We start from the raw sequence: 12,845 nt of genomic DNA, 5'->3' as shown, positions 1-12,845 counted from the left end.
TGAGGTTGTGCATGTTTGGTTTAGATGCGTTTGTTCTTGCGAGGATCCAGTTTGCTTTTACTGTCTCCTTCCACATTATTTTCCCGGCGATCACCATTGGCCTCGCCAGCTATCTGGCGGTGCTGGAGGGGCTGTGGCTGAAAAGCAAAAACCCCGTCTGGCGCTCGCTGTACCATTTCTGGTCGAAGATTTTCGCCGTTAACTTTGGCATGGGCGTCGTCTCCGGGCTGGTGATGGCCTACCAGTTTGGCACCAACTGGAGCGGTTTTTCCCAGTTTGCGGGCAGCATTACCGGTCCGCTGCTGACCTATGAAGTGCTCACCGCCTTCTTCCTCGAAGCGGGTTTCCTGGGGGTGATGCTCTTCGGCTGGAACAAAGTCGGGCCGGGGCTGCACTTCTTTGCCACCTGCATGGTGGCGCTGGGCACGATTATCTCCACCTTCTGGATCCTCGCCTCCAACAGCTGGATGCAGACTCCGCAGGGCTATGAGATCGTCAACGGCCAGGTGGTGCCGGTGGACTGGTTGGCGGTGGTGTTTAACCCCTCTTTCCCCTATCGCCTGCTGCATATGTCGATTGCCGCGTTTCTCAGCAGCGCGCTGTTTGTCGCGGCCTCGGCGGCCTGGCATCTGCTGCGCGGGAACAATACCCCCGCCATTCGCCGCATGTTCTCAATGGCGCTCTGGATGACGCTGATCGTCGCCCCCCTACAGGCGCTGGTCGGGGATATGCATGGCCTCAATACCCTGAAGCATCAGCCGGCCAAAATTGCCGCTATTGAGGGTCACTGGGAGAACCCGCCCGGCGAGCCGACGCCGCTGCTGCTGTTTGGCTGGCCGGATATGGAGCAGGAGCGCACCCGCTATGGCCTTGAGATCCCGGCGCTCGGCAGCCTGATCCTCACCCACAGCCTGGATAAGCAGGTTCCGGCGTTGAAAGAGTTCCCGAAAGCGGATCGGCCCAACTCAACCATCGTCTTCTGGTCGTTCCGCATTATGGTCGGGCTGGGCCTGCTAATGCTGCTCCTGGGCGCGATCGCATTGTGGCTGCGCTACAGGCAGCGGCTCTATTACTCCCGGCCTTTCCTGTGGTTTGCCCTGCTGATGGGACCGTCGGGCTTAATTGCGATTCTCGCCGGGTGGGTGACCACCGAAGTGGGCCGTCAGCCCTGGGTGGTCTACGGACTCCAGCGCACCAGAGATGCGGTATCGGCCCACGGCGATCTGCACATGAGCGTCAGCCTGCTGGCCTTTATCGTGGTCTACACCTCGGTCTTTGGCGTCGGCTACAGCTACATGGTGCGCCTGATTAAAAAAGGGCCGCAGGAAGTAGAGAGCTTCCCGACCGAAAACGATGGCCGCCCGGCGCGCCCGCTCTCGGCTGCGAGCGCTGAATTCACTCACAAGGAGACACCATAATGGGCATCGACCTCTCCCTGATCTGGTTTGTGATTATTGTCTTTGCCACCCTGATGTACATCGTGATGGACGGCTTCGATCTCGGTATCGGTATTCTGTTTCCCGCCATCCAGGACGCGGACGACCGGGACGTGATGGTCAACAGCGTCGCCCCGGTGTGGGACGGGAACGAAACCTGGCTGGTATTAGGCGGAGCCGCGCTGTTTGGCGCCTTTCCGCTGGCTTATGCGGTGATCATCGATGCCCTGACCATTCCGCTCACCTTAATGCTGATCGGGCTGATTTTCCGCGGGGTGGCGTTCGAGTTCCGCTTTAAGGCGACGCCCGCACATCGTCCTTTCTGGGATAAGGCGTTTATTGGCGGTTCACTGCTCGCCACCTTTACCCAGGGGATGGTCGTGGGCGCGGTAATCAACGGCTTTCCGGTCAGCGGCCGCGCTTTTGCCGGGGGGCCGTTCGACTGGTTTACCCCGTTCAGCCTCTTTTGCGGCCTGGGGTTGGTAGTGGCCTACGCCCTGCTGGGCGCCACCTGGCTGGTGATGAAAAGTGAAAACCCGCTTCAGGGTCGGATGCGTAAGATATCGAAGCGCCTGCTGCTGGCGTTGTTGGTCATCATTGCGGCGATCAGCCTCTGGACACCGCTGGCGCACCCGGCCATTGCCGATCGCTGGTTTAGCCTGCCGAACCTGTTCTTCCTGCTGCCGGTTCCGCTGCTGGTGGCGCTGCTGGGCCTGTGGCAGTGGCGCTGCCTGGATAACCCGCATAGCCACCATCTGCCGTTCGTGCTGACTCTTGGGTTAATCTTTCTCGGTTTTAGCGGACTTGGGATCAGCATCTGGCCGCATATCATTCCGCCCTCTGTCACCCTCTGGCAGGCCGCTGCGCCTGCCCAGAGCCAGGGCTTTATGCTGGTGGGGGCGTTGTTTATTATCCCGATCATCCTTGTCTACACTTTCTGGAGTTACTACGTATTTCGCGGAAAAGTCCAGCCTGGGGAGGGCTATCATTGATGAATCAACCTGTCTGGAAACGTCTGATGTGGATGGTGATTATCTGGGGCGGCAGCGTGCTGGCGCTGGCGCTGGTGGGGTTTTTCTTCCGTATGCTGATGACGGCGGCGGGGTTTAAGTCACACTAGCCAACTTAAAGCGATAATTTGGCCGCTACATAACACTCAATTTACAGCGGCTCCCTGGTCCGGCTGAAAATCGCCGAAGCGTTGACCGCAGGCCGGGGCGAGGCGCATGGATGCGCCGAGAGGGGGCGACCTACAGGGATGTAGGATCGCCCCCGACCCGATAGCCGGAGGGAATAAGCTGAGGGCACCGCGAAGCGGCGATTTTCTTGCCGGGAGCCGGGATTGTTAAGGGGGCGGCAATAGCCCCCTTAACACGTTCACGGGTGACGTGGTTTGCAGAGAAGCAAGGAACGCAAGGTGAACGGAACTCCCTCAACCGCCGCATATCCCACCTTCCCCATCCCTACAAATCCCAACAAATCCTTTCCCGCCTTTAAAAACCCGAATAATAACCTCACGAAACTATCGGCATCATACTGCGTAAACGTAATCAACCGGTGGCAAGATGTTTAAAAAAACGTTATCAACAATAATGCTCACCTGCGCCCTTTTCTCCGGCCAACTGATGGCCAACCATAAAGGACATGAATTTTTTTGGGTGAAGAACGTCGAGCAGCAGCTGCGCCACGAGGCGGATAGCGATGAGTTACGGGTGGTGGCAGAAGAGTCGGCAGACGGCTTGCGCGAACATCACCACTGGCAGAAGTCGCGCAAACCGGATACACATTTTCGTTAATTACGCGCCTTTACGCTTCGGCAGCGTTTTGAGCAGATCGTCAGGGCTGACGGAAGCCACCACGCTGCCCGGCTGAGGCATTTTAAGGATGTGATTTTTCATCTTGCCGATGACGTGCATCTCGCATGGACGGCAGTCAAATTTCAGGGTTAACACCTCATCACCATTCACCAGCTGCATCGGCGTCGCCTTCCAGCTCTTGATATTGCCTTTGGCCTGTTTTGGACAGAGGTTGAAGGCGAAGCGCAGGCAGTGCTTGGTGATCATCACCGGTACGTCGCCCTTCTCTTCGTGGGCTTCATACGCAGCATCAATGAGTTCCACGCCATAGCGCTGATAGAATGCCCGCGCCTTGTGGTTGTAGACGTTCGCCAGGAATGAGAGATGCGTTTCCGGGTAGACCGGCGGCGGTACAGAGACCGCTTTGCGGCTGCCACGCGGGTAGTTGGCCAGGCGCGCGGCGTCCAGCATCTCGGCCGTTTCACGACGGAACGGGTTCAACAGGCTGTTCGGCACAAAGAGCGCGCCAGGCAGGTTGACCTGAATATCCCGGGCGTAATAGATAGTCTGACCCAGCTTAGCGACGCCATCCTTCAGGTTGTTCAGCGCTTTTTCGGCGTTGTTCGCCACCTCAAACTGCCCGTCCAGGGTATGGGTGACGCTGGTACCGTCTTCGCTGGTCATGGTCAGGATCAGCTGCTCTTCCCAGCCGCCCAGCTCGATGTCCACCGCAACGCGGCGCTCGCTGGAGGTTTTCAGCAGCGCCTGCTGCCAGTTATGGTCCAGGTTACGGTTCAGGGGGGTATGCGGACGCACTTTATGCAGGTCGGCAGGCATTTCGTTTGGCCAGACGCGGTAGCGATTTTCACCGGTTTTCTCCACCGTGTTGGCGCGGAAGCCGACCACTTCACGTTTGATCATCACGTTCAGGCCATCGCCATTCGCCAGCGGTTCGGTCACTTCCACATCCAGATGCTCTTTGGAGACTTTAAGCACTTCACCCACCGGCAGGCCGATAAACTTCGGCGAGTCGAACGCGCCGATATCTCCTTTGCGCGCATTCACAAAGTAGTCGGTACTGCCGCGATGGAAGGTCTTGTCGGTAGACGGAATAAAGAAGTGCTCGGTACGTCCGGCGGAGCTGCGGGCCAGATCGCCGCGATCTTCAATAATGGCATCGAGCATCTGGCGGTAATGGGCGGTGATGTTCTTCACATAGCTCATGTCCTTGTAACGCCCTTCAATCTTGAAGGAGCGCACGCCCGCGTCGATCAGCGCGCCCAGGTTAGCGGTCTGGTCGTTGTCTTTCATCGACAGAAGGTGTTTTTCAAAAGCCACCACCCGGCCCTGATCGTCTTTCAGGGTATAGGGGAGACGACACGCCTGGGAGCAGTCGCCGCGGTTGGCGCTGCGCCCGGTCTGGGCGTGGGAGATGTTGCACTGCCCGGAGTAGGCCACGCACAGCGCGCCGTGGATAAAGAACTCGATGGTGGCGTCGGTCGCCTGGTGGATATCGCGGATCTGGTTGAGGTTCAGTTCACGGGCCAGCACGATCTGGGTGAAACCGGCATCCGAGAGGAACTTCGCCTTTTCCACGGTGCGGATATCGCACTGGGTACTGGCGTGCAGCTCGATCGGCGGGATATCCATCTCAAGGACACCCATATCCTGGACGATCAGCGCATCAACGCCGGTCTGATACAGATCGGTAATCAGACGCTGCGCCGGTTCCAGTTCATCATCATGAAGAATGGTGTTCAGGGTCACGAACACTTTCGCCCCAAAACGGTGGGCGAACGGCACCAGGTCGGCGATATCGCGCAGGCTGTTGCTGGCATTATGGCGGGCGCCAAAACCAGGGCCGCCGATATAGACCGCATCGGCACCGTGAAGGATCGCTTCACGGGCAATGGCGGCGTCACGAGCCGGGCTTAAAAGTTCAAGATGATGGGATGGCAGGCGCATACTTCGTCGTTATCCGTTATGGTCAAAATGGCGGCTATTGTAGTCAGAAGTATGGGCCAGTGAAACAGTTTTGCGTGTCTTTATCGGGGATAATGGATGAGTGAGTGAAAGTGCACCGTCTGGCCGCTGCTGTTGCGGTAGGCGTGCGGTTTATCTCCGGCAAAACGCAGGCCGGTATCAGGTAAAAGCGTCTGCCAGACGCCGTCGATCTGCATCTCCAGCTCACCGCTTATTACTACCACATGCTCAATTACCCCGGCCTCGTGCGGGGTGGATTCACTGAGGGCGCCCGGCGCGAGGGTAATCGAGAAATGATCGTATTTCAGCGCCTCATCCCAGGGAAAGAGCGGTTTCACCACCATCGCCTGCTGCTGGGGATCGAATACCGGCGGGTTTTCCGCTTCGGGGGTGATAAAGGTGGAGAACGGCACGTTGAGTCCGGTAGCGATTTTCCACAGCGTCGAGACCGTCGGGCTGGATTCGTTCCGCTCGACCTGGCCGAGCATTGCTTTTGACACCCCGGTCTCTTCAGCCAGCTTCGACAGGCTCCAGCCGCGCGCCTGGCGCAGCGTTTTCAGCGTAATTGCAAGATGTTGCGTAATGTCCATAGCCCCTCCTCTTGCCGCGAGTGTACCACTTGTATGCTATAACGCACAGTGCTACATTCACGGCTGTTATAACGCACAACGGAGTTCTCATGCGCGCATCCTCGCTCACCTTTCCCACCCTCTTATCCGGTTTCGTTGCCGTACTGGTGGGCTACGCCAGCTCTGCCGCTATTATCTGGCAAGCTGCGGCAGCGGCAGGCGCAACGGCCCCGCAGATTGCAGGCTGGATGACCGCCCTGGGTCTGGGGATGGGGATCAGCACGCTGGGGCTGTCGTGGTGGTATAAAGCTCCTGTGCTCACCGCCTGGTCGACACCGGGTGCCGCCCTGCTGGCGACCAGCCTGCAAGGAGTCACGCTTTCAGAAACCATCGGCATCTTTATTTTTGCCAATGCCCTGATCGTTATCTGTGGCGTCAGCGGCCTGTTTGCCCGACTGATGAAGATCATCCCCCATTCACTGGCGGCGGCGATGCTTGCCGGGGTGCTGCTGCGCTTCGGGTTACAGGCCTTCAGCAATCTGGAGGGGCATCTGCTGTTATGTGGCAGTATGCTGCTGGCCTGGCTGCTGACCAAAGCCTTTGCCCCACGCTATGCCATCGTCGCCACCCTGCTGGTGGGTGGATTAGTCGCGGCGCTGAAAGGTGACGTTGTCACGGACAGACTCACTTTCGCACTGGTGATGCCGCAATTTATCGCCCCCACCTTCAATCTCACCACGCTTATCAGCATCGGCCTGCCCTTCTTTTTAGTCACCATGGCGTCACAGAATGCGCCGGGGTTCGCCACGATGAAAGCCTCCGGCTATCCGGTGGCCGTCTCGCCGCTCATCATTGTCACCGGCGGGCTGGCGCTGCTGCTGTCGCCGTTTGGCGTCTACTCCATTTGCATTGCGGCGATCACCGCCGCCATCTGTCAGAGCCCGGATGCGCACCCGGATGCCGGTAAACGCTGGCTGGCTGCGGCTGCGGCGGGAGTCTTTTACCTGCTGGCCGGCATTTTTGGCGGCTCAATTAGCGGACTGATGGCGGCTCTGCCGCTAAGCTGGATCCAGACGCTGGCAGGTCTGGCGCTGCTGGGCACCATCAGCGGCAGTCTGCATCAGGCGCTGCATAATGAGGCCGAGCGCGATGCCGCCATCGTGACCTTTCTGCTGACCGCCAGCGGCGCAACCCTTGCGGGGATAGGCTCGGCGTTCTGGGGGCTGGTGGCGGGCGGCGTCTGCTACGCCCTGCTGCTACGTACTCGCCGCTCGTAGCTGGGACGGCGTAAGCCCGGTGGCGGCGCGAAAGCGGTTGCTGAAATGGCTGGCGGAGCTGAATCCGCAGGCCAGGGCAATGTCGGTGAGCGGCTGGCGGGTGGTCCGCACCAGGGTTTTGGCCTTCTCCATCCGCCGCTGCATCACATACTGGTGCGGCGCCATCTGCATCGACTGACGGAACATGCGGGCAAAATGAAACTCGCTTAAGCTTGCCTGGGCGGCCAGTTCCGCCAGGGTCAGCGGCTGGGCCAGATTCTCTTCGATAAAGGCCAGCACATTACGCAGGACGAACGGCGACAGGCCGCCCGTGACCGTTGGCAACGCCCACTGCACGTTACTGTAATGCTGCACCAGATGGGTCAGGAGCAGCGTGGAGGCGGTACTCAGCGTGAGCTGGTTAGCAGACTGCTGCCAGTCGCAGCCAAGGATAAAATGGCGATACAGGGCGGTGATGCTGGCATCGTCACCAAACAGATTTTCGTCAAGGGTAAAGCTGTAGGGGCTTTTGTCCCACACCTGCTCCCCGACGCTACGCAGGTGGTCATCGGTACAGTAGAGATGCACAAACGACAGATCGTCGCGAATATCCCAGGTGGACTCGCTCTCTTTGGGCATCAGGCAGAAACGGTCCGGACCGCCGCCATTTTTCCAGCCGGCGGTGGTTTTGTGATAGCTCTCGTAGCCGTCGGCGATATAGAGACTGAGCGTATGGTGATCGCAATACTGGGTGATGGTGTCGCGCTTATTCGACCAGGCCGCCAGCTGGATCCCTGAATTCAGCGCCACGGCATTGTGCAATACCGCTTTATGTTTGCGCAGATTTTCAAAGGCACCGTAGGTCTCAGCCATAACCACTCACCCGGTTGTTAATAAGAGTTAACAAGTCTAAAAAGTTCTTCGCCTCAGTGCCAGTCCTCTTCCGCGCAGGTCAGGAAAAAAGCGCAAGATTATGCAAGTCCACCGCAAGTCTGTGAAAGAAGACCCGTTTCCCTGCCGCCATACTGACCCCCAGACTTTGCTGAAAAGAGAAATAGGATGAACGCATTTTTGTACGCTCTGGTCGTCATTATCTGGGGAACCACCTGGATTGCCATCTATCTACAACAAGGGCCGGTCCCCGCGCCGGTCTCTATTTTCTGGCGCTTTGCCGTCGCCACCGCCACCATCATGGCGGTGCTGCTGATTCTGCGCCGCCTGCGTCCGCTGGCCTTGCGCGACCATCTGTTTTGCGGCCTGCAAGGATGCTGCGTCTTTTGCTTTAATTTCTGGTGTTTTTACACCGCGGCGGCGTATATCAATACCGGGCTGGAGTCGGTGATTTTCTCCATGGCGGTGCTCTATAACGCCCTGAACAGTTTTCTCTTTTTTGGTCAGCGTCCGCCCGCGCGTTTTTATCTGGCGGCGGCGCTGGGGCTGCTCGGCATCATAACACTCTTCTGGAACGACCTGCTGGCCAGCGGCTGGAGTGCCGGTCTGCTGTTTGGCATTGCCCTCTCGGCGCTGGGCACCTACGGTTTTTCGCTGGGCAATATGATCAGCCTGCGCCACCAGCGCAACGGTCTGGAGACCATGACCACCAACGCCTGGGCGATGCTGTACGGTACGCTGGTGATGGGGGCGATTGCGCTGATCCGCGGGGATGACTTTACGCCGGTCTGGTCGGTAAGCTACATGGGTGCGCTGCTCTATCTGGCGCTCTTTGGCTCGGTGATTGCCTTTGGCGCCTACTTCACGCTGGCAGGAAGAATTGGCGCAGGCAAGGCGGCTTACAGCACCCTGCTGTTTCCGCTGGTGGCGCTCTCATTTTCTACGGTGTATGAAGGCTATGTCTGGCATAGCAACGGGATTGCGGGGCTGCTGCTGATCTTAACGGGGAATCTGGTGATGTTTGCCCGCCCGGAGAGCTGGTTCCGACGGCTACGAACGGCGTAACAAAACCGGCCTGCACGCGGCAGGCCGGCCTGATATTATTGGGTTTTATGCACATCAAACATGGTGGCATCGGTCGCCATGTCATCCACAACCTGCTTCAGGGTTGCGAAGGTCATTGGCGTACTTTCGTTGCTCAGCTCTTTACCTTCCCCTTTACGCACCACTTTAATCACCGGCTTGTTGGTCTGGGCGTCAATCAGCTCGCCTTCAAAGTAGAGATGGGTATCCATGGTTCGGTGGCCGGTTGCCATCTGCGTACCCGCCACGACCAGCGCAACAGGAACCACTTCATAGAACTGCAGACCTTCTTTCTGCGAGCTGACGCCCGTGATGGCACCGCGGAAAATCAGGCTGTGCTTACCAGGCGACGCAACAACAGGTTTGCGCTGGCCGATAGCGGTCTTCATTTTGGTGTTGGTATAAGCTAACAATTCATCCAGAGTGCGCTTACCGATTTGGGTGGTCGGTCTTGGCTCCGGATAGTAGGTAATATTGTTCCAGATAATGCTGTCATATTTCGATTCGTCATAAGACGGATCGACCCAGCGCAGCGTTGGTTTGCCCGATGCGGAAGTCGTTTCTTTAAGCCCTGAGTAGTCTTTTAAAAAACCTGAATATTGATCAGGCTCCGCCACTTTTGACGCACAGCCAGCGAGAAGCAACAGGCCGGAGAGCGCGGCAACTTTAAATAAAGTAGTAGTACGCATAATGGGTGTATCCCTGTGAAGTGCAAATATGCAAGTGAAGTTATAGCAAAAGTTGGCCGGAAAAAAAGTGACAAAAAATGAGGAAAACAGCACAAATTGAAAAAAGAGTGCCCGTAACGATAACGGGCAGCATTAAATGATTATTTTATATCCACTTGCCAGAATAAATGTTTACCGAACGGGTCTATTTCATAGCCAGTCACCTCTTTACGGACGGGTTCGAAAATAGTGGAGTGCGCAATCATTACCGCAGGCATTTGATCGTGCATCATTTGTTGCGCCTGTTTATATAACGCCACCCGTTTATCGTGATCGGTAATAGATTTAGCTTCAGCAATAATTTTATCAAATGGTGGATAGCACCATTTCGCGGAATTAGAACCGCCGTTGGCCGAGGTACAGGTAAAGAGCGGACCAAAGAAGTTATCCGGGTCGCCCGTGGCCGTGGTCCAGCCCATCAGGGCCGCCTGATGCTCGCCCCCCTTCACCCGCTTAAGGTATTCCCCCCACTCGTAGGTGACGACTTTGGTCTGCACGCCAACTTTTGCCCAGTCGGCCTGAATCATCTCGGCCATCCGTTTGGCATTGGGGTTGTACGGACGCTGCACCGGCATCGCCCACAGGTCGATGGTCATCCCGTTGGCAAAGCCGGCCTCTTTCAGCAGGGCTTTGGCCTTTTCAGGATCGTAATCGTAGTCCTTCAACTCGCTGTCCGCGCTCCACACGCCCGGCGGCAGCAGATTTTTAGCCGCCGTTCCGGTCCCCTGGAATACGGCCTCGATAATAGCCGGTTTGTTAATCGCCATCGCCAGCGCCTGGCGCACTTTGACATTATCCAGCGGCGGTTTCTGGGTGTTAAACGACAGGAAGCCGGTATTCAGCCCGGCCTTACTCATCAGGTTAAGATCTTTGTTGGCCTTCATCCGCGGCAGGTCGGCGGGGTTCGGGAACGGCATCACCTGACATTCGTTTTTCTCCAGCTTGGCGAAGCGCACTGAAGCGTCCGGGACGATAGTGAACACCAGACGATCCAGTTTTGCTTTACCCTGCCAGTACTCCGGGAAGGCGGTGAACAGAATGCGCGAGTCTTTCTGGTATTTCGCCAGCTTAAACGGCCCGGTGCCAATCGGCTCCATATCCACCTTCTCTGGCGTGCCGGCTTTCATCATCGCATCCGCATACTCAGCGGAGAGGATCGAGGCGAAGTACCACGCTAAGTCCGCGACAAACGGCGCTTCCGGATGCGCCAGGGTGAAGCGCACCGTGTGATCGTCCACTTTATCAATGGCGGTAATCAGCTTGCCAAACTCCAGGCTTTCGAAATTCGAATAGTTACCGTTAGAGACGTTGTGATAAGGATGCTTCGGATCTTTCTGTCGCATAAACGAGAAGATCACATCATCGGCGTTAAAGTCTCGCGTTGGAGTGAACAGCTTGTTGCTCTGGAACTTCACCCCCTTGCGCAGATGGAAGGTGTAGACCTTGCCGTCTTCGCTCACTTCCCAGCTTTCGGCCAGGCTTGGCACCAGATCGGTAGTGCCCGGCGTAAAATCCACCAGCCGGTTATAGACCGGCACCGCGCTGGCATCCACGCTGGTGCCGGAGGTATAGAGTTGCGGGTTAAAGTTCTCAGGCGATCCTTCGGAACAATAGACCAGCGTTTTAGCGGCAACGGTGGAACTGACCGTCAGCGCGGCGACGGTTAGCGCCAGTTTTGTGAGGTTGCTTTTCATCGCGTTTTCCTGTCTTTTAATTTGACGGCTAATGAATTTTTTGTCGTGCCAAACCATAAATATCATTAAAGTGATTTCGCAAACACCTGATAACTCAAATAAAGAAGGATCCACCATGGCTTCTGCGCTCGCCAGACAATTAACCCAACGCTTCTTTCGCTACCTGGCTGTCACCAGCCAGAGCGACCCAAAGGTGAAAACCCTGCCCTCCACACCCGGCCAGCATGAGATGGCACGGATGCTGGCCGCAGAGCTGCAAACGCTGGGTTTGTCGGAGATCGTGATCGACGAATTTGCCACCGTCACCGCGGTAAAAAAGGGCAATGTTCCCGGCGCGCCGCGAATCGGTTTTATCACCCATATCGATACCGTTGACGTCGGTTTGTCACCGGATATTCATCCACAGATCCTCACCTTTACCGGAGATGATCTCTGCCTGAATGCAGAAAAAGATATCTGGCTGCGGGTCAGCGAACATCCTGAAATCCTCGCTTACCCCAATGAAGAGATCATTTTCAGCGACGGCACCAGCGTACTGGGCGCCGACAACAAATCGGCGGTGACGGTGGTGATGACGCTGCTGGAGAACCTTACCGCTGAGCATAAGCATGGCGATATCGTGGTGGCCTTTGTGCCGGACGAAGAGATTGGCCTGTGCGGGGCGAAAGCGCTGGATCTGGCCCGTTTTGATGTCGATTTCGCCTGGACCATCGACTGCTGCGAGCTGGGGGAGATTGTTTACGAGAACTTCAACGCGGCGGCAGCGGAGATTCGCTTTACCGGCGTGACGGCGCACCCCATGTCGGCGAAGGGCGTGCTGGTGAACCCGCTGCTGATGGCAACCGACTACATCAACCATTTCGATCGCCTGCAAACCCCGGAGCATACCGAGGGCCGGGAAGGTTATATCTGGTTTAACGGCATTCAGGCCGGACAGAACGAGGCGCTGCTGAAGGCGAGCATTCGTGATTTCGACCGTGAGAGTTTTGCCGCCCGTAAGGCGCAAATTGGCGAAGTGGCGGAGAAGATTGCCGCTCAACACCCCACCGCGCAGGTAAGCTGGCATATCGAAGATACCTACAGCAACATTAGCAATGCGGTAGGTGACGATCGCCGGGCAATCGACCTGATGTTCGAGGCGATGGAAAGTTTAGGCATCACGCCAAAACCGACCCCAATGCGCGGCGGCACCGACGGTGCAGCGCTCTCGGCGAAGGGGCTGTTAACCCCGAACTTCTTCACCGGCGCCCATAACTTCCACTCAAAATTTGAGTTTTTACCGTTGAAATCATTCGAGGCGTCGTACAACACGGCGCTGCGGCTCTGTCTGCTGGCGGCACGTTAAGCGGGTTGGCGTTTTATTCGGTTTTCACTTAGCGTGCGCAAACTGGAGAACCCGGTCATGACAT

General features: G+C 57.1%; 12 protein-coding genes. 7 read left to right on the top strand and 5 right to left on the bottom strand.

Features of this window, described 5'->3' with window-relative positions; genetic code table 11:
* The first annotated feature begins 11 nt into the window (after nucleotides 1-11).
* The 4 genes from B3X29_RS21245 to B3X29_RS21230 all read left to right on the top strand — a co-directional run bounded on the left by B3X29_RS21245 (nucleotide 12) and on the right by B3X29_RS21230 (nucleotide 3,232).
* On the top strand, nucleotides 12-1,418 hold the full coding sequence (locus B3X29_RS21245; RefSeq protein ID WP_103179713.1) for a cytochrome ubiquinol oxidase subunit I: 1,407 nt from the start codon (nucleotides 12-14) through the stop codon (nucleotides 1,416-1,418).
* Complete coding sequence (gene cydB, locus B3X29_RS21240; protein WP_159339362.1) at nucleotides 1,418-2,428, top strand: cytochrome d ubiquinol oxidase subunit II; 1,011 nt, start codon at nucleotides 1,418-1,420, stop codon at nucleotides 2,426-2,428. The genes B3X29_RS21245 and cydB overlap by 1 nt, the downstream gene beginning before the upstream one ends.
* Nucleotides 2,428-2,556 carry a DUF2474 domain-containing protein gene (locus tag B3X29_RS21235; protein WP_103179715.1) on the top strand — a complete coding sequence of 43 codons (129 nt, stop codon included), beginning with the start codon at nucleotides 2,428-2,430 and terminating at the stop codon, nucleotides 2,554-2,556. The genes cydB and B3X29_RS21235 overlap by 1 nt, the downstream gene beginning before the upstream one ends.
* Before the next feature lie 445 nt (nucleotides 2,557-3,001).
* Nucleotides 3,002-3,232, top strand: coding sequence for a DUF2554 family protein (locus tag B3X29_RS21230; RefSeq protein WP_103179716.1), 231 nt, complete (start codon nucleotides 3,002-3,004; stop codon nucleotides 3,230-3,232).
* Here B3X29_RS21230 and B3X29_RS21225 read toward each other — a convergent pair whose 3' ends face one another.
* Nucleotides 3,233-5,197, bottom strand: coding sequence for a peptidase U32 family protein (locus tag B3X29_RS21225; RefSeq protein ID WP_159339363.1), 1,965 nt, complete (start codon nucleotides 5,195-5,197; stop codon nucleotides 3,233-3,235).
* 80 nt (nucleotides 5,198-5,277) lie between these two features.
* A complete protein-coding gene (locus B3X29_RS21220) occupies nucleotides 5,278-5,805 on the bottom strand; it encodes a helix-turn-helix domain-containing protein (RefSeq protein ID WP_103179718.1) in 528 nt (175 codons plus the stop codon).
* A gap of 68 nt (nucleotides 5,806-5,873) precedes the next feature.
* On the opposite strand from B3X29_RS21220, the gene B3X29_RS21215 reads away from it, so the two are divergent.
* Entirely contained in the window at nucleotides 5,874-7,061 is a 1,188-nt protein-coding gene (locus B3X29_RS21215) for a benzoate/H(+) symporter BenE family transporter (protein ID WP_255410822.1), read from the top strand.
* On the opposite strand, the gene B3X29_RS21210 is transcribed toward B3X29_RS21215, so the two are convergent.
* Nucleotides 7,041-7,913 carry an AraC family transcriptional regulator gene (locus B3X29_RS21210; RefSeq protein ID WP_156654566.1) on the bottom strand — a complete coding sequence of 291 codons (873 nt, stop codon included), beginning with the start codon at nucleotides 7,911-7,913 and terminating at the stop codon, nucleotides 7,041-7,043. The two genes, B3X29_RS21215 and B3X29_RS21210, sit on opposite strands and share 21 nt — an antisense overlap.
* 186 nt (nucleotides 7,914-8,099) lie before the next feature.
* Here B3X29_RS21210 and B3X29_RS21205 point away from each other — a divergent pair, with 186 nt between their 5' ends.
* Complete coding sequence (locus B3X29_RS21205; RefSeq protein ID WP_156654567.1) at nucleotides 8,100-8,996, top strand: DMT family transporter; 897 nt, start codon at nucleotides 8,100-8,102, stop codon at nucleotides 8,994-8,996.
* Nucleotides 8,997-9,031: 35 nt separating this feature from the next.
* Here B3X29_RS21205 and B3X29_RS21200 read toward each other — a convergent pair whose 3' ends face one another.
* Together B3X29_RS21200 and B3X29_RS21195 are read right to left on the bottom strand one after the other, a co-directional pair.
* The gene (locus B3X29_RS21200) at nucleotides 9,032-9,703 is read right to left on the bottom strand and encodes a DUF3313 domain-containing protein (RefSeq protein ID WP_103179722.1); all 672 of its coding nucleotides are present in this window, start codon (nucleotides 9,701-9,703) and stop codon (nucleotides 9,032-9,034) included.
* A gap of 140 nt (nucleotides 9,704-9,843) precedes the next feature.
* Complete coding sequence (locus tag B3X29_RS21195; RefSeq protein ID WP_156654568.1) at nucleotides 9,844-11,436, bottom strand: ABC transporter substrate-binding protein; 1,593 nt, start codon at nucleotides 11,434-11,436, stop codon at nucleotides 9,844-9,846.
* A gap of 115 nt (nucleotides 11,437-11,551) precedes the next feature.
* On the opposite strand from B3X29_RS21195, the gene pepT reads away from it, so the two are divergent.
* The gene (pepT, locus tag B3X29_RS21190; protein ID WP_159339364.1) at nucleotides 11,552-12,781 is read left to right on the top strand and encodes a peptidase T; all 1,230 of its coding nucleotides are present in this window, start codon (nucleotides 11,552-11,554) and stop codon (nucleotides 12,779-12,781) included.
* Nucleotides 12,782-12,845 lie beyond the last annotated feature (64 nt).

Origin of the sequence: Leclercia sp. UBA5076 (genome assembly GCF_002416465.1) — a bacterium.
GTDB lineage: Bacteria > Pseudomonadota > Gammaproteobacteria > Enterobacterales > Enterobacteriaceae > Enterobacter.
Note: the sequence above shows the minus strand (reverse complement) of the source record. Positions and strands in the feature narration are given on the sequence as shown.